This is a genomic window from Cyclobacteriaceae bacterium, assembly GCA_013141055.1.
In the GTDB taxonomy this organism is placed as follows: Bacteria; Bacteroidota; Bacteroidia; order Cytophagales; family Cyclobacteriaceae; genus ELB16-189.
In genome coordinates this window covers 220551-240532 of the sequence record JABFRS010000001.1, presented here as the reverse complement: position 1 = coordinate 240532, position 19982 = coordinate 220551, and the positions used below count along the sequence as shown (strand labels likewise).

Below are 19982 nucleotides of genomic sequence, written 5' to 3'. Positions count from 1 at the left end.
TATGAGATATCAATCGTCCATGTTCTGTTCACACTTATTAGCAGTATTTCTTTTTATGCTTGTCTCAGGATGCTATTACGACAAGGAAAAAATATTGTATCCCGGTGAGGCAACGTGTGTAGCAGTTACTAATCCAACCTTCAATGCAACAGTGCTACCCATGTTGACGACCAACTGCAACAACTGTCATGGAGGAACATCGCCGTCGGGTGGCATTAAGCTGGACACTTATCTGGAAGTATCCAAATATGTCAAGTCGGGAAGCTTGATCGGCAGCATCAATTATACAGGAGGCTTTTCGCCAATGCCGAAAGGAGGAAATAAAATGTCGGCCTGTCAGATTAAGCAAATACAGGACTGGATTACAGCAGGCGCGTTAAACAATTAAAAAAAGCCCAACATTAAAAGAAGAATAATATGAAAAAGGTAATATTTCTATCGGCTCTCCTGATTCAATGCGCTACCGCATTTGCTCAATTATATATGACCCGAAGTGCCAAAGTCTCTTTCTTTTCAAAGACCAACATGGAGAATATCGATGGCACCAACAACGAGGTAACAAGCATTTTAAATACGGGTACAGGAGAGGTGGGGTTTGCTGTTTTGGTAAAGAGCTTTCATTTTGACCGCGCGCTAATGGAGGAACATTTTAATGAAAATTATATGGAGTCCAACAAGTTTCCAAAATCTACTTTTCAGGGTAAGATCACAAACCTTGCAAAAGTTGACTTTAAAAAAGATGGACGTTATCCTGCCACAGTGGAAGGCGACCTCACCATGCATGGAGTGAAACAGCACGTGCAGACAGCGGGTGAACTCACGATTCTGAAAGGCTCAATTTCACTCAAAGGGTTATTTACCATAAAACTTGCCGACTACAAGATTGAGATCCCTGCGCTTGTAGCGGGAAAGATTGCAGAAACCATTGAAATTGACGTCAACGCTACCTATCAACCTAAACCATAATCATGAGATGTTTTATTCTTCTGCTGCTTGTTGGCGGCTTATCTATTTCTGTACCTGGCGTCTCACAGGACGACATGATGAAAATGTTGGAACAGGAGTCAGAGAAAGACAGAAAGCCGGACTATGCGACGGCAACATTTAAGACCACCCGTATTATCAACGGACATTCCATCGAGAACGTGGCAGCGGGAGTTCTTGACTTGCGGATCTCCCATCGATTTGGATTTATAAGCAGCGGACCCTATGAACTTTGGGGTTTGGATCAGGCTACTATGCGGATAGGCCTAGACTACGGCTTGACAAAACGATGGATGATTGGGGTTGGCAGAAGTACTTATCAAAAGCAATATGATGGATTCACAAAGTATAAATTAGTAAGACAATCTTCCGGCAGCAGGAATACTCCTGTTTCCATAAGTGCCACTGCATCGGTCATGTACAAGACACTGAATTTCTCGGACCCGACACGAATCAATTACCTGGAATCAAATTTGTTTTATTCCGGCCAACTACTAATCGCAAGAAAATTTAGTGAGAGCCTGTCTTTGCAGATTATGCCCACGATCATTCACTATAATCTCGTAGAGGGAGCAACGGATCCTAATGATATCTACGCCATTGGAGCGGGTGGCAGAATTAAGTTAAGCAAGAGAATTAGTCTTAATGCGGAATATTATTACCAATTGCCGGATTATAAATTACCGGGCACCTATAACTCCTTCGCGATCGGGTTTGATATAGAAACGGGTGGTCACGTCTTTCAATTGAATTTCACCAACTCTGCCGGCATGACGGAGCGAAGTTTCATTTCGGAAACCAATGGTGACTTCTTTAAAGGAGACATACGGTTTGGCTTTACAATTTCCAGGGTCTTCACGATTGTTAAGCCGAAAAATATCCCACCAGGTAAATCAGTGGGCAGATGATATCTGAGTGCGTTTCAAATTGTCAGATACGATTTTGTCACTAACACCTCGCCGGTAGTCAAGCCGTTCTGACTATCACTTGCCGATGCAGAATATTCTTGTGCTTGAATATCTTTTTGTTACAATCACAAAGTAACAAATTCGTACCAGTTATTACCGAATCATCTCGAACGATCCCTAAACAATCCGAAGCTGATTGTTTTTCATTACTTAACAAAGTTAGTTATTCAGTTCATTAATGCAAGTTGAAGAAGATATTGTATCGGTCGTTGATGTGAGTGGTCTCAATCTTCCGTCAAAAGGTGATAACCGTCATTTTCATGTCCTCAACTACTCTATACCTGACATGATTTATGTAATTAATAATATTCGTCCCACCAACCTATAATTGATCCAATGTAATTAAGGATCGGCAAACCTTAAGAGCGTTTCCTGATGAGGATATCTTTCCTTTTTAAAATTATTGCCTGCAATTTCTTTTCATTCTTATCAACCCATCGTCCAAGTGATGAAATTATTGGTATTAGGGTTTGACTAAATGGAGTAAGACTATATTCAACTGTAATTCCAGCGAACGAAATAATTACACGTTTTCGTTTTGTGACACATTATCTAACCAAGCTTTTCGTTCAGTTGAAAGTTTAATTCCAAGTTCAGACAGGATTGGATTGATGATTTGTTGACAAGCGTTAGGAAGGCTCGGATCGATATATTGAATAACTTTGATTTCTTTTTCAAGATCTTCTTTTTCGCCAATAAAGAATTCACGCCATGCAAATATCATTCGATTCTTGACAAATGGTATAATTAAGTATTTGTTAATGCTCTTTCGATTAGTTTGTAGTATTATCGGACAGACATTTATGAGTTGCTCAACGATAATTTTAGGATCTTTCGACAATGAAATTATACCTAAACACGCAAGCATCTGAAAATTTCTTTTATTGGATTGACCAAAGACTTTAATTTGTTCAATTAGTTCAGCAATGGAAATTTTATTATTGAGAATATTTTCAGTGATGTTGGCTAGTGATTTCCAACTTTCTTTGTCTGATGCTTTGGACTGGTATCCATGTACCATCTTAAGGAACCTTTTTATTTTGATCTTCTTGTCCGATGCGTTCTCAATTGATAGCAACAAAATGCGAATAAACATTGGAGTTACTGCGAAAGTAATTGTTGTGTCTTCGGCAGTGTCCCATTTTGGATCTGGTTTTTTGGAGAGAAAAGTTGTTAGATCAATTTTTTTAAGCGTTTCATAGCGCTTATCCGAGCTTTCCTGAAAATGTGATGAAATAGCGGTTGCTAACAATGTCGATTCGAGGGCCTCCTCGAATTTGTCATTTAAAATGAAATGGTGGGAACAGGTTGTTGACACCATCGTGAGCATTCGATCGCTTTTAATTTTTCTCGAAAGATCAAAAGCTTTAACTGACCAGAAATATGCTTTTGGCATATTTCCTAGACCTTCAGCAAAGAAGGCCATTTGAACTAATATGGCAGGATCATCAGCCTCGTTATATAGTTTAGCTATTTCATTATTTTTTGTCATGAACATCCCTTGATAGGGCTTGAAAAAAGGCTCACCATTAAGAAGAGGAGTTCGTTTGTCCAATATTAGCGCGGCGATGTAGCCTAAGGAATGTCCGATCAGCTGGTAAAATCTTTTCCAATCATAGGTTTCAATATTTTTTAGGTCGAATAATTTCTCTACTACTACCTCAAATACCTCAAATGACGCCAACAGGTTATCATTAAGCCAGTAGCTTATTCCTAATTCGCATTGTACTCCTAAAAAGTCTAATTCTGAATAATACTTAGATTTTGAAGAGATCTTTACGGCTCTTAGGCAATTGGCAACGGCCTCTCCCGGTTCAGAAGAAGAAATAACGGAAGCATTAAAAATGAGTAGTTCAGGAAAATCTGACGCTGTGATTGAATTTGTTTCAATTGCATTTCTGATCCAGGAGGCGCTCTTTACTTTCTCCTTAGAATAGAAGTAATACGTCCCCAAAGTTTTAAATATGGTGTATTTTGCTTCTGGATTTTTTAACTTTGAAAGGATCTTTTCGGATCGGGATATTGCGGCATTTTCGTTACCTAACTTTTCAACGTGAAAGAGAATAATACTTCGATTAATGATTGCGTTTAATGTCTCATCTTTTTCAATACTTACAAGAGACGATAATTTCTCCAGCGTTTTTAAAACTTTGATTTTTTTTGGTTCATCGTCGTCTTTATTTGCCCGATCACTAATTTTACTACAAATCATGACTATTCCTGATTTAGCAATTGAGTCCGTGGTCAGATTAAGTGCTAATAGCTTTTCAAACTTGAATATTAGCTTTAGCCATTTAATAATATCGGTTTCTAAAGTTATGAATTGAGCTTCGCTCCATAGAATTGGCATTAAGGTGTTAGTTGATAACAGGTTTCTGACTTCTGGAGAATCCGTGAAATTTATAGTTGCCAATTCCTGAAGTTTGTATAGAAAAATTTGGGGTGATGATTTAATATGATTAAGGCACATCAAAAGAACAATTGCCTTGGTCGAGGCTGTGTTGCCAGGGTCATTAGAAAGTTGAATTAATTTGTCTACTAGTTTTTTGGTATTATTTTTCAAAAGGGTTTGTGTCCTAATTTGTTCGTTAATAATGAAACATCGTAGGGCGACGTTCATATTGGATGGAAATGGTGTCGTCATCCAGTAGTTTGTAAATCCCCATTCTTTGAGTGTTTTTATTTCGTTAGCATTTTTTGCGGACCTGTATACGTTGATTAATATTTGTCCGGCCATATCAGTTTGATCAGCTTGAATAAAACAGTTGATGGCTCTACTGGCAGTTACCGTATCAAGTAGTGGTCCGGATATGATGGATTTGCCTAGCGCAAAATAGATGTTTTGAACTTGATCTTTGCTCAGGACTTTCTTTCCAAGATCATGAATAATTGGAGAGACATAATAGAAGTTTGTAGTTTGCTGTTGAATCCATGAATTGGTAAGATCGATTAATTTATCTCCTGGTAGATTGATTTTAATCTCGATTTCGCATACAGCATCGATATCCTCAATGCGGAAATCCCAGGTAATTAAACTTAATCTGTATAAAAGTTCTCTGGAGTACTCGTTAGTGATAAATTTCTTTATCGATCTTTGAGTATCTTCAATTATATCATGTTGAAATTCTTTTTTAATTAATACTTCGAATAGATCAGAAGAATCTTTTCCCCAATTTATACTTTTAAGGTGTTGTATAGCGGAATTAATTAACCTAGGGTTCTTGTGGCAAATTGAACATATGAGAGAAGAATAATTTAAGACTTTGTCGTCTGCGCCATTATTTATTAGGCATTCTCGCACCTCCTCTGTATCAAATGAAAAATCATCGTATTCAACAATTCTTTTGGGATTGATTTTCTCTTTTATTGCTACGGGTAATCGTGAATTCGAAGTGGTTAAAAGGTTTATACCTGACTCTTGAAAAGCGTTAGTGAGGTGGACTAGTAAATCACCCAACGAGTCATTTGATAAAGTGGGTAGATCATTAAATATAATTACCGATCCGGCGGGTATTTTTTCTTTTACTTTGTTAAGCCAGGAAGGTAAATGGGTTTCCAAAGGAACTTTGGAAACCCATTCCATGAAAAGTAAAATTTGTGAAGTAGACTTTTGATAGTCGTCTTTAAACCCTCGTAAATCGAGCCACCAATAGCTGCTGGATGATAAACAGATAAGTGCAGCGAGTTGAGATTTTCCCGTTCCATTAATGCCATGAAAGAAAATCCAAGTAGTTTGATTTTTTAGTATGTTGATTTCTTGAACTTTCTTCTCTCTACGTGACCCATTTTGAATTTCAAGAGGTAATTGAGAGGAAAAATTTACGCGCAGTAAATCAAACTTACCAATTTGCGTATTTGCATTGCTTAGTCCAGATTGAAGTGATTGAATGTCAACTGACTCTAAGGCCAGTTTTTCCTCTAATTTTAATACTCTGCGATTGAGGGTCTGAAAGGTTTCTGTGATAAAGCTAAAAATTGCTAGGTCGCCTTCGCTGAGCGTGGATTGAATGCAACTTGTTAGTTGATTTCTATTGAGAGACTTTAAACCCTTCTGGGATAATAATTTAAAAATGAATACGAATAAGTTCTTGTATACATTGTTGATGTCTGCTCCTTCAGGAACTAATCTTTTTTCTGCGAGGATCTTTTGAATTTCATCAAGAAGTGTTTTTTCCGCTTTGTTATTCAGACTCCATTCAAAGTCACGGATCAAGTCAATGAAATTAGATTTTTTTGAAATGAAATCTAAGGCTATCCTAAATTGGGATTTTTCTTCTTTTTTTTCGTTACTTCCAATTGTTTCCGTGAGAAGCGATTGAAAGTGATTATAAATGGTAATAAATCTTTCGTCATCTGGAGGAATGGCTGCCAGGGATCTAAGTTCAATCCAAGTTTCGATTCCGCCTTTGCCATCTAGAAAAAGTGCTGGCCTCTCTGTTGAATAGTTCGCGTTTGTGACATACCTGAATAGAATTTTTGTATCTGGATTATTGATGCGGTGATTGCAAAAATTCACCAGCAATTCAATTACAATTTCGGAATTAAGAGTAAGATTTGATTCTCTAAACTTTATCTGCTCTAACTGTCTTTCAGATTGGCCATTAATATTGGCACCTATGATATCGATATCCTCCCCAGCCTCAAGTTCAAGTATTTGATCTTCGTTAAGACAAATCCATCTCAGAATTGTTATATCAACCTGATATACGAACCCTCTGATGGAGGCCCAGGCGTCCCGGTTCTGAATTGGATCGAAATTAGAATCTGTCAAGGTGGTGGGCAGAAGGTTGATGATAGCGTTTGCGTCAATTCAACTAAAAAATGATTTTAGTGGTTGCCGATTGACAATCTAATATCTTGATTTTTAGCCATTTTATAATCTTTCTCTTAACAACTGTTCTCAGGTTCTTGGTTATTGAACTAATTCGATCACTGGTTTGATAAATGATCTAAGGAAATCCACAATAAACCTTTCAAGTTCATTGATTTCTCTTCTCAATAATATCTCCAGTTGTATTTCCTTCGGATGTCCCATCTGGGTTGTTCAGGATGTAATCAAAAATTTGTGCTTCATCGAAATTCACGATAGCTCCAACCTTTAGGTCCTTGATATTGAAAGGCTCATTTTGAAGAATTCCGGTATTCTCTTTATCAGACCACGATGTCACTTCTACCCACATCCATTCATTGCCCACTCCGTCATCAACCTTGAATGGAAGTTTGATCATTATCGCATAACCTGGTTTTAACCCATCGAGAAACATCTGCTTTAATTCAGGAAGACGCTTGCGTGCTTTTTGGCTTGCCGAAATTAATTCATCATCATGGTCGGTATATTCAATTGCATCTGTGGATCCAAACAGGCTGTCCACGACTGCATTTTGTGCTTCATATGAAGACGCGTAAGTCGGATTGTCAAACATGAAAACAAACTGAGGCGAATCATTATCTCCTTCCTCTGGATCAACTGCCTGTAATTTTATAGTTGCGGCTTTCTTCGAGTTAGCATAAAGATCAGTCATAAGATGCTCGCGGACATGTTGATTCTTGATTTTTGTCAAATCTATGTCTAAAGTCAAATCGTCATTTATAATTGGATTTTCAGCCATTGTTTGCGCCGCGGCATTGATAAGATTTCCAAATGTGTTCTGATCTGAACACGTAAAACCCTTTATGGACAGTTCCGGTAAACAGAATTTATTCATCCCTAACGTTACGGCTCTGCACAATTGATTTTCATCGCGATATAGATGTACTGTAATCTGATTTGTTATATCTTTTATCGAATCCATGAAGTTGGAAATTCGATGCTTATTCCACTCTTCATTAGAATAAAATTGAAATGTGTTTAGGTCGCCAATAATTACCTGTTTACCATTGGTCAATGATGCTACTGTTTTAGAAATCAAAAGCTGTTTTTCAATCACATCTTCAGGTGTTCCAAAGAAAGTGAGATCAATCGCACCCGACGATTTTTGAAGAGCTTTTAATTCGTCTTTTGATAAATATTCCTTAACGTAGATCATAGACGTGTCGGGTATAAAAAAGCCTTCATCACCACTTGCAAGGATTCGAACATTGTAGCCATCGTGGAGTATTGAATCCGGAAAGGCTTCAACATGCTTAAATCTCGGCAAGCTTAACGTCAGCGCATTAATAACCGTTTGTTCAGTTAGATTTTCATCATCAATAAAAATCATTACTGCACTGTAGAAATTAGTATTTAGAACACTGATCTTTTCTTTTTTAATTGTCGTTTTTGATTCATTGGAGGAGCATGAAATCGAAAAAAAACAGAGGGATGTTAGACAATAGGCGATGTAAAGTCTTAGCATGATTATGGTAATTAATTAAAGTTTATCGTCGTTAGATTTTTGTTTCTTGAGTGTATTTAGATATAGCAGTCTCAAACTTCTTATGAATCCTTTCCCTTAGTCGTTGAGGCTTCAATACCACAATCGAATCACCAAACCCCAATATCTCCCTTTCTAATTCAAAGTTTAAAATGACTTCAATTGTAATCTCAATGCCGTCAGCGGATTTGGCCACAACTTTTTGTGTGTGATGCAAGGGCTTGGTGATCACATACGGCGCGTTAGTTCGATCAATAGCAAGATGAACGAGTTGAGGACGGTTTCCTTCATTTACGGTAACTCCAATCACATCTTTATAATACTCATCTGCATCAAACGCAAGATTATCAATATATTTTACTTCTTCAGCAATCTTGATTTCTTTAATTCGGTCCAGGGCTAAATTCACTAGAGGTTCTTTACTGCTTTTTCTTCCCAATACGAACCAGCGATTTCGATATTCTTTAAGCAGATAGGCATGGAAGCTGAACACGTTTGGTGTTCTTGCTTTAAATGATTGGTAAGTTAATAAAAGTACCTGCTTATTCTTTATCGACTGATAGACCGAATCGATAAATTCAATTCCTCGCAGGTTCTCATTTGTCTCCAAATGTACAATGGACTTTCCCTTGCCTTTCGCGCTGTTGACTTTGTCCTCCAGACGATGGATCATCCCAACCATTTCCTGAAAGTGAGAGAATCGTTTAAAATGCCTGAGGATGTCAACCACTTCCGTGAGCTTGTCCAGGTCTCCGCCGGAAAGCGGATTATTGGTGATCGAGAATTTGGGATCACTGTAGGAGTAATGCTTCTTATTACTTACCACAATGGGTGCATTGTACCCGAGCTTATCACTTCTCATAAGCTGGATGTCCATCTGAACGGTCCTGGTACTCACGCCTTTGTCTATGCCCTCATATTCGTATAGTGCCTCCGAACATGCCTCAATCAAATCCTCTAAAGTCCACTTTCGGGCCGAATTTCGAAGACAATTGTCAATTGTCCTGAATCTGATGAGGGCGTTTCTGTTTACAGGCATGGAGAAGATTTTTATGAAATAAGTGAAAATATATTCAACTACGCAAAAAGGCTGCGTAGTTGCCTCCAATATTTGAATCGTCAATTGGCAAGCGAGGCAAAAAAGCTGCCCACCCCTTCAAAAAGAAGGGGTGGTTTTGACAAGAAAAAAAGAATATGGAACCACAACTAACCCTAAAAGAACGGATCTTCATGACTATTGAAGAGGAAATTCCCCTTAAAGAATTTGAGCAATGGCTTTATTCACAAGGGGACCTGCTGGATAACCTTAATGATGAACTTGCACTAGCTGTGTTTTCTTTTAATTACAACCAAAAAGGAGCCCATTACGAATTCAATAAGATATTTGTACCGCATTTTGATGAGAATGAATTTATGCTTTGGAAAATCAAGGCAAATCTTAGAGCCCTCATCATGGGAAAGGAAACTAGGGATCGGATTCTTCACGATTTTTATTACGATCTTGGCTATGATGACTATCCATTTCTCCAGGGGATCGGATATTACATGTTTGACTTTGAAGAACCAGAATATTCCGGACGGTCTTTGTCTGATTTATCGAGTGAACTGAAATCCGATGCTCAGGAACTCTTAAATGAAATTGAGCTTCAGGAGAAAATGAATCCGGATTTTCAAATTAAATCGTTTCGAAAAATTGAAAGCGAGTTGATCACGTCTACTGTTGTCTCAAAGAAGAAGTGGTGGACCGTTTTGTATAGTAAATTAATGAATTGAAATGTTACTGACTATTTCAACGACACATAATAACGCAAGAGATCTCAGTCATCTGCTTCATAAGCATCCTGATAAGTTGCAAAGTGTGGATTTATCCAATGGATTGGCGCATATCTTCTATCCTCATGCGACGGATGAGAGATGTACTGTCGCGTTATTGCTTGATATCGATCCGATCGGACTTGTTAGAAATTCCGGCAGGAGCGGAGATGATTCATTCTCATTACAACATTATGTGAACGACAGGCCCTACGTGGCTTCGTCGTTTATGAGCGTAGCAATTTCCAAGGCATTTTCCACTGCCATGAATGGAACATGCAATAAACATCCTGAGCTGGTAGATCAGGTGATGCCATTTGAGATTGAGATATCCGTGATTCCTGCTCCTAAAGGTGGGGATGTCATCATCAGGAAATTCTTTGAACCACTTGGGTATGAAGTTGCTCTCGAAAGGCATGAACTCGATTCGAAATTTCCGGAGTGGGGAATGAGCAAGTATTTCACCTTGAAGCTCTCAGGAAATTTTAAGCTGAAGGAAGTATTAACACACTTATATGTTCTGATTCCCACACTCGATTCAGAGAAGCACTATTGGGTGGGAAAGCAGGAAGTTGAAAAATTACTTGATAAGGGTAAGGACTGGTTAACGTCACATCCCGAAAAGGAACAAATTACCAGGCGCTATCTGAAAGGTCTTGGTGGTTTAACAAGAAATGCACTCGACAGGTTGGTTGAGGTAGATGAAATAATAGAAGACAGGATAGAAGATGAAAACGAGGGAGATATCGTAAAGGAGACACTTCACTATAAGAGGCTGAGAAATGTGTTAAACGAGATCGTTGATTCCGGTGCAAAAACGGTTGTTGATCTCGGTTGTGGCGAGGGTAAGCTGTTGAGAATGTTATTATCGGAGAAACAGTTCAGTCGAATATTAGGAGTTGATGTCGCTTTCCGTGAGCTGGAGAAAGCGAGTCAGCGTCTGCGGATTCAAGAAATGGCTCCAAAGCAAAAGGAACGAATTGAATTGATCCAGGGAGCGCTTACCTATAGGGACAAACGATTAGAGGGCTTTGATGCAGCAGCAATTGTGGAGGTGATCGAACATTTGGATCCGAATAGATTGAAAGCACTCGAGAGAGTAGTGTTTGAATTTGCTCGACCTAAAACTGTGATTATTACTACTCCCAATCGTGAATACAATATTCTTTTTGAGAAAATGAATGTGAAGCAAATGAGACATACTGACCACCGATTTGAGTGGACAAGATTTGAGTTTGAGAAGTGGAGTAATAGTGTCGCTGTAAAGAATGGATATAATGTTGAATTCAAACCGATAGGTGAAGAGGTCGAAAATATTGGAGCACCATCGCAGATGGCAATTTTTAAAATGATAGGAAATGAGTAATACTGAATTAAAGATACCTGAACTTTCACTTGTTGTACTGATCGGAATTTCTGGTTCGGGTAAGTCTTCATTTGCCAGGAAGCACTTTAAGGAAACCGAAGTACTTTCTTCAGATAAGTGCAGAGGGATCGTGTCTGATGATGAGAATAGTCAGTCAGCAACTGACGATGCATTTGATGTATTGTATTACATCGCTCGTAAGCGCCTGAAGAATGGCTTGCTTACAGTTATTGATGCAACCAATGTCCAGGAAGAAGCGAGGAGGCCATTAGTTCAATTGGCAAAAGACTTTCATTGTCTTCCTGTTGCAATCGTTCTGGATGTACCGGAAAAAATATGCGAAGAAAGGAATGAGCTTCGTGCTGACAGAAATTTTGGTAAGCATGTTGTAAGGCAGCAACGAGTTCAATTAAGACGGTCGATTAAGAAACTGAAAGGCGAAGGCTTCAGGCACATCTTCGTTCTGGATTCCGTTGAGGAAATTGAATCCATTGACCTGATCAAAAGAGATAAGCTCTACAATGACAAGAGAGATGTTAAAGGGCCATTTGATATTATCGGCGATGTTCACGGATGCTTTCAGGAACTTACTGAACTGTTGACCAAGCTGGGTTATGAGATTCAACGTGTACCAGAAGATCAAACGAATTTCGGTTTTGCAGTGATCGCACCAGAAAGTCGAACCGCGGTTTTTCTTGGTGATCTTGTTGACCGAGGACCCGATTCACCTTCTGTGTTGCGATTGGTGATGAGCATGGTGAATTCCAGAGTTGCCTATTGTGTTCCAGGAAACCATGACATGAAGCTTCAGAAATTTCTTATTGGAAAAGATGTTCAGTTAAAGCATGGCTTGGCTCTTACTGTAGAGCAGTTGAGTAAAGAGAACGATCATTTCAAAAATCAGGTGAGGGAATTTCTATATGGTCTTGTCAGTCATTATGTATTTGACAATGGAAGGCTAGTTGTTGCTCACGCTGGTTTGAAAGAAGAAATGCAGGGCAGGGGTAGCGGAGCAGTTAGATCTTTCTGCATGTTCGGGGAGACTACGGGCGAAACCGATGAATTTGGATTGCCGGTTAGATTTAACTGGGCATCTGAATATCGTGGGAAAGCTATGGTTGTGTATGGACATACACCTGTGCCGGAACCTCAATGGTTCAACAGGACAATTGACATTGATACTGGCTGCGTGTTTGGAGGAAAGTTGTCAGCATTACGCTATCCGGAAGAAGAGCTTGTTTCTGTTGATGCGAAACGAGTCTATTGTGAGCCCGCAAGGCCGTTGAACTGGAAAGCAGCCAGCTCGACGTCCCAGCAACATGAGCATGATGATCTGCTGGACATCGATGATGTTATTGGAAAGCGTATTATTAGTACGCGTCTGAGAAACAACATCACGGTAAGAGAAGAAAATTCAATTGCAGCATTGGAAGTGATGAGCCGTTTTGCGTTAAATCCGAAGTGGCTCATCTACTTACCACCCACGATGTCTCCGTCAGAAACAAGCGAGTTGGAAGGATATCTCGAGCATCCTTCGGAGGCACTAAAATATTTCAGAGGTCAGGGAATCGAGAGAGTCGTATGCGAAGAAAAGCACATGGGATCACGCGCAATTCTGATTATCTGCAAGGATGAAAAGACCGTGCTCAAGAGATTTGGCATTGAGAATGAAGGAATTGGTGTCTGTTATACACGTACGGGAAGGAATTTTTTCAATGATACAGAATTAGAGAAGCAATTCATTGGACGTGTTAACGCTGCATTGACCAGCTCCGGATTTTGGGACAAATTCAACACGGATTGGGTTTGTCTTGATGCAGAATTAATGCCTTGGTCTGCAAAAGCCCAGTCGTTGTTGAAGGATCAGTATGCTTCAGTTGGTGCGGCCGCTTCTTCGGCATTGAAGAACGTGGTTAGTCGCTTAAGACAAACTGCCACAAGGAAGATTGAAGGCATTGGAACTTTGTTGACAAAATTCGAAACCAAAATTGAAATGGTTTCTGATTTCGTGGATGCTTACAGAGGCTATTGCTGGCCGGTAAATGGGTTGAATGGATATAAGCTCGCTCCTTTTCACATATTAGCGACTCAAGGAGCGGTGCACATTGATAAAGACCATGTGTGGCACATGAGTGAGATCGAAACAATCTGCAAGGCTGATAGTGAACTATTAATGGCGACCCCTTATAGGATTGTGGATATTAACAATGAGAACGATGTGAACGATGTTGTTTCCTGGTGGACAAATCTGACGGAAGCTGGCGGTGAGGGAATGGTAATTAAGCCATTTGATTTCGTTGCGCGAGGCAAGAAGGATCTTGTTCAGCCAGCGATAAAATGCAGGGGTAAGGAGTACCTGAGAATTATTTATGGACCTGAATATTCTGCGCCAGAAAATGTAGTGAGGTTAAGGAGCAGGGGACTTTCAGGGAAGAGGTCTCTGGCATTGAGAGAGTTTGCGCTAGGAGTGGAGTCTCTTGAGAGATTCGTAAAGAAGGAACCTTTGAGAAAGGTACATGAATGTGTGTTTGGGGTATTGGCATTGGAGAGTGAGGAAATTGATCCGAGACTTTGACTTTAATAGCTATGGAAATGAATGAAATAAAGATTAAGAGAAGATTCTGTTACACAGTAACTGATGATGTAATAAATTCTTTGGATGGCCAAACGCATGCACCCTTAGATTCAAATCCTATTGAAAATAATAAAAAGCAGATTAATCAAATTCCTGATAAGAAAAAGCATAACAACATTGTTCTGATTGATAAAGATGCAAAAGAATTACTACTAACCGTTCCTTTAAGATTTAAGAATTCCATCTACTCAAGTTATTTACCTGACCCGGTTACGCTCTTTCTTCATTTAGCGCAGAGGGAGTTTGTTAGTCTGGCACAATTAGAGGAGTTTCTTAAGCAGAATTATCAGGCTGGAACTTTCGCATTAGTTACATATGATAACAATTTCCATCATAAAAAATTTACTTATGTGATCTCTTTAATAGTTTTTCTTATTATGACCATCGAGGCTCTCGTAAATGAAATGCTTCCTGACAATGCACTTGTTGATAAGCAAGAAATGGCTAAAGAAAAAATGGAGAGAGAGCTGACATTGGAGGCAAAGATTAAAGTTCTACAAGATATTGGCTTTAAGCTTAAGAGAGAGAATTACAACAAAGTAATCTATTTAAAGAAACTGAGAAATGACATTGTTCATCTCAAAAGTTTTTCAAAGGATATCAACAAGGTAAAATCTGTATATCCTTTCGACGAAATTCTAAATCTCGATGTTAAGAAATACTTCAATGAGATTTTGTCCATAGTCGAAACTTTGTCGCCAGGAAGAACCGAATACTTAAAATCAGAAACTTAAGATTATGCAAATCCTTAAGGAAAATCCTTTAACAAAAGGTCTTCATTCTCTCTGGAAAAATCAGATTTTAAATCAATTGTCAATTGAAACGGATCATTTGTCATTAATTCATTATGTCAATTCGAGTCCTAAGAAATTCTACGATAGGAACGCATTTGATGTTTATTCGAATTTTTTAAAGCTAGCGAATTCAGAAAACCCAGAAATTCTTGAAGTCATAATTAATGATCTTGGACAGGATATTAATAACGCTAACTACATCCTTAATGAGATTGATGTGAAGCCGATTCATGACACAATTCTACCAGCTAATGATTTAGAGACCCTGGATTTTATGGACACTCAAATTCATTTTAACCTTTTGAGAATTTACGAGTCCCCATTTTACTCTTTCTTATTTATTCCAGCAAAGTATAAGCGGATAAAAAGAGGCGCATCGGCAGAGGGATTGGATTTGTACAATGTTGTCGAGGAGTTGAAGAAAACTGAATTTAGTTTTATTCAAGATGTGTATAACAGCTTACTCCGTAACGGTATTGGTCACGGTAAAACGCTGCCGTCTCAAAATAGTATTGTTTACACTGACAAGAAGGGGAATAGTGTAGAATTCCAGATAAGAGATGTGATTAGGATATTTGACGACTTGGTTGATATGACCAATGCTTTTTGTTTAGCTCTTAGGATATTTCTTTTTTCTAAATCCGAAAGCACAACAAAGCCAAGATTCAATATTCCAAGGGCTTTTCTTACTGAAGAGTTAAAGACAACTTGCCAAAGCCCCGGATGGCAGGTGTTGAACACATTTGAAGGAACTGCAATTGGTAACAGACGGCAATTAACGGTTTATGTAAAGAATGAGAATAGAGATTTTGACAAAGTCAGATTTTATTGCTTTCATACAGCATACCTGGCCGAATCTTTGACTCAGGATTATGATAGAATATTTATTTCACTGCTTTCTAGTCATGCATTGCCAGGATGGGCTGCATTTAATGGGGTTCGTTTAAGGGAGCTTAGAGAAGTGAAAACCACAAATTTGACTGACTATGCTAATGTACTTGAGGATAACTTAATTGCTTTTCGTCCAAATGTTAATTTACCTAAAATATTCTACAGAATTGGAGGTATGAGAGACGCCTTTCTGATCTCCTTCGGATTACAAATGCAGAAGCGTTCGCCAAGATTTATTGAAGTTCGAGATTCATACCATCATTCAAAAGGCTCGTATTTGGTTATTGGAGATGCAAGTGTTGTTTTATCTCATGTGCCGCAAGAAGATAAGGTATTTTTTATAAGGCGGAATTTGAAGGTGATAATTAATGAGGTTAAGAAATTCACTACTCGACAATATTCTGTATTTTCTGTAAACAATTATCTTCCTGTAAAGTATGCACGAATTTTTATTTATGACTCAAATAACAGGGTTCGTAACCTCAGACATTCAGGGTTAATTCCTGAGTTAATTGCTGCAATACATATTAACACCGCGAGAAATATCAAAACGATAGATTTAATTAATTGTACAGTTGAGCAAACAGGAGCAATTAAAATTTATTGGCACAACAATTGGCGAGGGAGAACAAGAAATTAGTTTGATTGTTATGATGAACATCCGACACATAATAGAATCTCAATTAATTCAAAGTGAAATTGGTCACAATGTAAGTATTTTGTATGCTGCTGAATCTGGCAGTCGTGCTTGGGGTTTCCCATCACCTGATAGTGACTTCGATGCTCGTTTTATATATGTTCATAGTAAGGAATATTATTTGAGTATTGAAGAACAAAGAGACGTCATCGAGCTTCCAATAGATGCGGTTCTGGATATCAACGGTTGGGACCTTCGCAAGGCGTTAAAGCTATTTCGGAAGTCCAATGCGCCAGTATTTGAATGGCTTCAGTCGCCAATAGTCTATAAGTCTAATCCTGAGTTTCATGCGGAGATGAATTCGCTGATGCCAAGGTATTTTTCGCCAAGGGGAATGTTTCACCATTATCTGAGTATGGCTAAATCGGTGATTGCCGGACCGGATCTTTCCGGAGCAGAAGTGAAGCTGAAGAAATATTTCTATGCATTAAGGCCATTGCTCGCGTGCAAATGGATACTTGACTACAATGAAGTTCCTCCAATGGAGTTTGGAAAGCTTCGCATTCTTCTCGATGAAGATTTACAGGGTATTGTGAATGATCTCTTGGATCAAAAGTCTAAGTTAGATGAGACGTTTACCATTAAACCGATTAAGGAGTTGAATGCCTGGATTACTAATAGCCAGGAGTACAATGAGAATCATCAACCATTAGCGCGCGCTGTTTCGGATGATCATGAAGACCTGAATCAACTATTTAGAAAATTTCTGAAATGACATTGCAACAACTTAACGATAATCCTTCGTGCCTTTTACTGAAATGTATCAGCGGTAGTCAGGCGTACGGATTGTCGCTGCCGCATTCTGATATCGATTTGAAAGGAGTATTTGTTCTGCCGAAAAATGAATTCTATGGATTAACATACTCTGATCAGGTAAATAATGCGAGCAATGATGAGATGTATTACGAGTTAAAAAAGTTTGTGGACTTACTGCTCAAAAACAATCCTAATATCATTGAACTCCTGAGTACTCCACAGGACTGTATTATTCATCGTAATCCAGTGATGGATCTGATTCGTCCGGAGCATTTCCTGTCACGATTATGCAATCAGACATTCGGACAATACGCTTACGCTCAGATAAAGAAAGCGAAAGGGCTGAATAAGAAGATATCAAATCCAATGGAAAAGGAACGGAAGACAATTCTCGACTTCTGTTTTGTGATACAGGGGCAGGGATCTGTGCCTGCTGAAAAGTGGTTAGATGGCAAGGGCTTTAAGCAGGAGGAATGTGGATTGGTGAGAGTTGACCATATGCGGGATATTTATACATTATTTCATTCCTCACAAGCGGGCAGTGGCACTTTGTTTAGTGGAATCTATTCTGGTGACGCCGCCAATGATGTCTCGCTAACATCCATACCCAGAGGGCTGCAACCTTTCGCCGTTATGAATTTTAACAAGGACGGTTATTCTATTTATTGCAAAGATTATAAGGAATATTGGGATTGGGTGGAGTCGCGTAACGATGAGCGTTATGAGAATACAATTAGTCACGGGAAGAACTACGATGCTAAAAACATGATGCATGTATTTCGCCTGCTTAATATGGCTGAAGAAATTGCCAGGTATAAACAAGTAAATGTAAGGCGTCCTGAAAGAGAGTATCTTTTAAGAATTCGATCTGGGGAATTTTTGTATGAAGACCTTGTCAAGGATGCGGAAGAAAAAATAGTTCGCATAAATGAACTATTTACTTCATCTGATCTTCCGGATCAACCCAGTGCGAAGCACGCTGAACAGACTCTTATCGAATTACGAGACCATATTTATAGAATGAAATGACCAAATTTATTCCACTTGAGCGCGATCCGAAGTGGTCGGCCTTCAATGAACATACTTGGGAGTCGTTCCAGGAAAGCTATCTGCCAAAATGTGATCTTATTCCAAGTGTAAACGAGGAAGTCAGGAAGCAATATCGTGCAATACGTAAACTAATGGCGTATAGCTATTTTGAATATGAATTCTTTGATATTGCTGCTGCGCAAATGTCTATGCTCATGGAAATGGCAATGGCATGGAAGTATGAAACCGTAACAGGTGAACCATGGAAGAAAAAGATTAAAAAGGGTGAGCCACGCCGGGATCTAAAGAATCTATTCGAGTGGCTTGGCTCAAATGGTTATTTTGATAAAACTTACTTTGTTAGTGCTGATTTGCTCAGAGGTACCAGAAACTATTATGCGCATCCAAAAAAACATGGATTTGCTGGTGGTATTAATTTGACAAGAATTAATGAATTGATTTTTTTAATAAATGAGCTATATGATCCAAATTTGAATAAACGCAATGTATTAGCTATTGAGCTGAATACTTGGCTGACGAAGAATTGTAAGATGCGAATGACATTGTGCACGCCCGCCGAAACTATTCCATTGGCCGACCTAGCAATTGCATATATAGATTGCTCAACGGGAGACCCAAGATATTATTTGGGCTGTTTCCCTTTGTTGAAACTTCAGGAGATTGATCAGGATAGCCACTATGCTCCTCGGACTTTAATGTTTATTCAACTGGTGGATTTGAAAATGAACGATGGATATCTAGCTGGCACCGAAATTTTTGGGGGCCAGGAAGTTCGAATAGAAGTAGCTAATGAGGCGAACACGCTGCTCATTGATCAATGGTATAATCAACTTGAAACTATGGTGCATGTAGCTGCACAGATGCCTGCTTGGAGATTTATGGAACTATTTAAACTAGTCGGAGAGCTAAAGACAAAATATTTCATAAACATGTCTGAAGGTTTTAAAGTAAATGAAATCGAAGAATTAAGCTAAAAAGTTTACTCATTTCAATGCCACTCGATCGATCAAAATTTCAAAAGACAAAAGCAATAGCATTGTATAAGCAGTTTATCTTGTATGAATTTCGCGAAGTTGGTCTGTTTTTATTTGAAATGGATAATGCGTTAACAGCTAAAGTTTCCGAAATCGAAGATTTTGCAAAGACAATGATTGATAGCTCAGATCGTGAAGATACAAGGAGTGAGTTTATTGACAACCTTTTGGAGGATCCCTATCAAATGGGCACTACGTTTAAACAATTATTATTTAATAGCTCGTTTATTTCTGTCTTTGCTATGTTTGAGAATGCAATACAGGGTATTTGTCGTCACTCTCTGGGCGAAAAATTTCAAGTCAAACATAAAAATATAGTAGTCGGTTATAAAAAGGATCTTGAGAACTTTTTTAAATGCAGCCTAGATTCAGATGTTTGGAATGAAATCTTGCTTTTTAGGGGGGCACGGAATAAGCTCGTTCATAGTTCGTTGCAACTCACTTCTACAAAAGAAAGTCCTATGGGTGATGAATTGAAAAACTTTCTTAAGAAAGTTGGTCATATCAAGTTTAAGGAGGATGATAATTTTGTTGTGTCGGATCGACGTTTTTTGGAGAAGTTCTGTAATGTCGCGGAGACCTATTTGAAATTCGTTTTCAAGGAAATTGGATCGCAAGCACGAAAAATTGACTAGAGGGGTT

At 38.7% G+C, this 19982-nt stretch carries 17 protein-coding genes; 13 read left to right on the top strand and 4 right to left on the bottom strand.

The window, feature by feature from the left end; all coding sequences use genetic code 11:
* Position 1 precedes the first annotated feature (1 nt).
* From HOP08_01105 to HOP08_01090, 4 genes are all read left to right on the top strand, one after another.
* On the top strand, positions 2–388 hold the full coding sequence (locus HOP08_01105) for a hypothetical protein (protein NOT73493.1): 387 nt from the start codon (positions 2–4) through the stop codon (positions 386–388).
* Between the two features lie 29 nt (positions 389–417).
* Positions 418–966 (top strand): YceI family protein, encoded by a 549-nt coding sequence (locus tag HOP08_01100; protein NOT73492.1) that lies wholly within the window; start codon positions 418–420, stop codon positions 964–966.
* Between the two features lie 2 nt (positions 967–968).
* Positions 969–1892, top strand: coding sequence for a hypothetical protein (locus HOP08_01095; protein ID NOT73491.1), 924 nt, complete (start codon positions 969–971; stop codon positions 1890–1892).
* A gap of 238 nt (positions 1893–2130) precedes the next feature.
* Positions 2131–2280 (top strand): hypothetical protein, encoded by a 150-nt coding sequence (locus tag HOP08_01090; GenBank protein NOT73490.1) that lies wholly within the window; start codon positions 2131–2133, stop codon positions 2278–2280.
* Between the two features lie 31 nt (positions 2281–2311).
* On the opposite strand, the gene HOP08_01085 is transcribed toward HOP08_01090, so the two are convergent.
* The 4 genes from HOP08_01085 to HOP08_01070 all read right to left on the bottom strand — a co-directional run bounded on the left by HOP08_01085 (position 2312) and on the right by HOP08_01070 (position 9344).
* Complete coding sequence (locus HOP08_01085) at positions 2312–2476, bottom strand: hypothetical protein (GenBank protein ID NOT73489.1); 165 nt, start codon at positions 2474–2476, stop codon at positions 2312–2314.
* The gene (locus tag HOP08_01080) at positions 2476–6723 is read right to left on the bottom strand and encodes a hypothetical protein (GenBank protein NOT73488.1); all 4248 of its coding nucleotides are present in this window, start codon (positions 6721–6723) and stop codon (positions 2476–2478) included. The genes HOP08_01085 and HOP08_01080 overlap by 1 nt, the downstream gene beginning before the upstream one ends.
* A gap of 208 nt (positions 6724–6931) precedes the next feature.
* A complete protein-coding gene (locus tag HOP08_01075; GenBank protein ID NOT73487.1) occupies positions 6932–8152 on the bottom strand; it encodes a DUF2314 domain-containing protein in 1221 nt (406 codons plus the stop codon).
* 166 nt (positions 8153–8318) lie between these two features.
* Positions 8319–9344, bottom strand: a complete 1026-nt coding sequence (locus HOP08_01070; GenBank protein NOT73486.1) for a WYL domain-containing protein — start codon at positions 9342–9344, stop codon at positions 8319–8321.
* Between the two features lie 155 nt (positions 9345–9499).
* Between HOP08_01070 and HOP08_01065 the strand changes: the two genes are divergently transcribed.
* The 9 genes from HOP08_01065 to HOP08_01025 are packed head-to-tail and all read left to right on the top strand — an operon-like array spanning position 9500 to position 19975.
* Positions 9500–10078 carry a hypothetical protein gene (locus HOP08_01065; GenBank protein NOT73485.1) on the top strand — a complete coding sequence of 193 codons (579 nt, stop codon included), beginning with the start codon at positions 9500–9502 and terminating at the stop codon, positions 10076–10078.
* A gap of 1 nt (position 10079) precedes the next feature.
* Complete coding sequence (locus HOP08_01060) at positions 10080–11483, top strand: 3' terminal RNA ribose 2'-O-methyltransferase Hen1 (protein ID NOT73484.1); 1404 nt, start codon at positions 10080–10082, stop codon at positions 11481–11483.
* A complete protein-coding gene (locus tag HOP08_01055) occupies positions 11476–14058 on the top strand; it encodes a polynucleotide kinase-phosphatase (GenBank protein ID NOT73483.1) in 2583 nt (860 codons plus the stop codon). The genes HOP08_01060 and HOP08_01055 overlap by 8 nt, the downstream gene beginning before the upstream one ends.
* 17 nt (positions 14059–14075) lie before the next feature.
* Complete coding sequence (locus tag HOP08_01050) at positions 14076–14852, top strand: hypothetical protein (GenBank protein NOT73482.1); 777 nt, start codon at positions 14076–14078, stop codon at positions 14850–14852.
* A gap of 4 nt (positions 14853–14856) precedes the next feature.
* Positions 14857–16443: a hypothetical protein gene (locus tag HOP08_01045; protein ID NOT73481.1), complete on the top strand. Its 1587-nt coding sequence runs from the start codon at positions 14857–14859 to the stop codon at positions 16441–16443.
* A 13-nt stretch (positions 16444–16456) separates the two neighbouring features.
* A complete protein-coding gene (locus HOP08_01040; protein NOT73480.1) occupies positions 16457–17215 on the top strand; it encodes a nucleotidyltransferase domain-containing protein in 759 nt (252 codons plus the stop codon).
* On the top strand, positions 17212–18285 hold the full coding sequence (locus HOP08_01035) for a nucleotidyltransferase (protein NOT73479.1): 1074 nt from the start codon (positions 17212–17214) through the stop codon (positions 18283–18285). Before HOP08_01040 ends, HOP08_01035 begins: the two co-directional genes overlap by 4 nt.
* Positions 18282–19280, top strand: coding sequence for a hypothetical protein (locus HOP08_01030; protein ID NOT73478.1), 999 nt, complete (start codon positions 18282–18284; stop codon positions 19278–19280). The genes HOP08_01035 and HOP08_01030 overlap by 4 nt, the downstream gene beginning before the upstream one ends.
* A gap of 17 nt (positions 19281–19297) precedes the next feature.
* Positions 19298–19975, top strand: coding sequence for a hypothetical protein (locus tag HOP08_01025; GenBank protein NOT73477.1), 678 nt, complete (start codon positions 19298–19300; stop codon positions 19973–19975).
* Positions 19976–19982 lie beyond the last annotated feature (7 nt).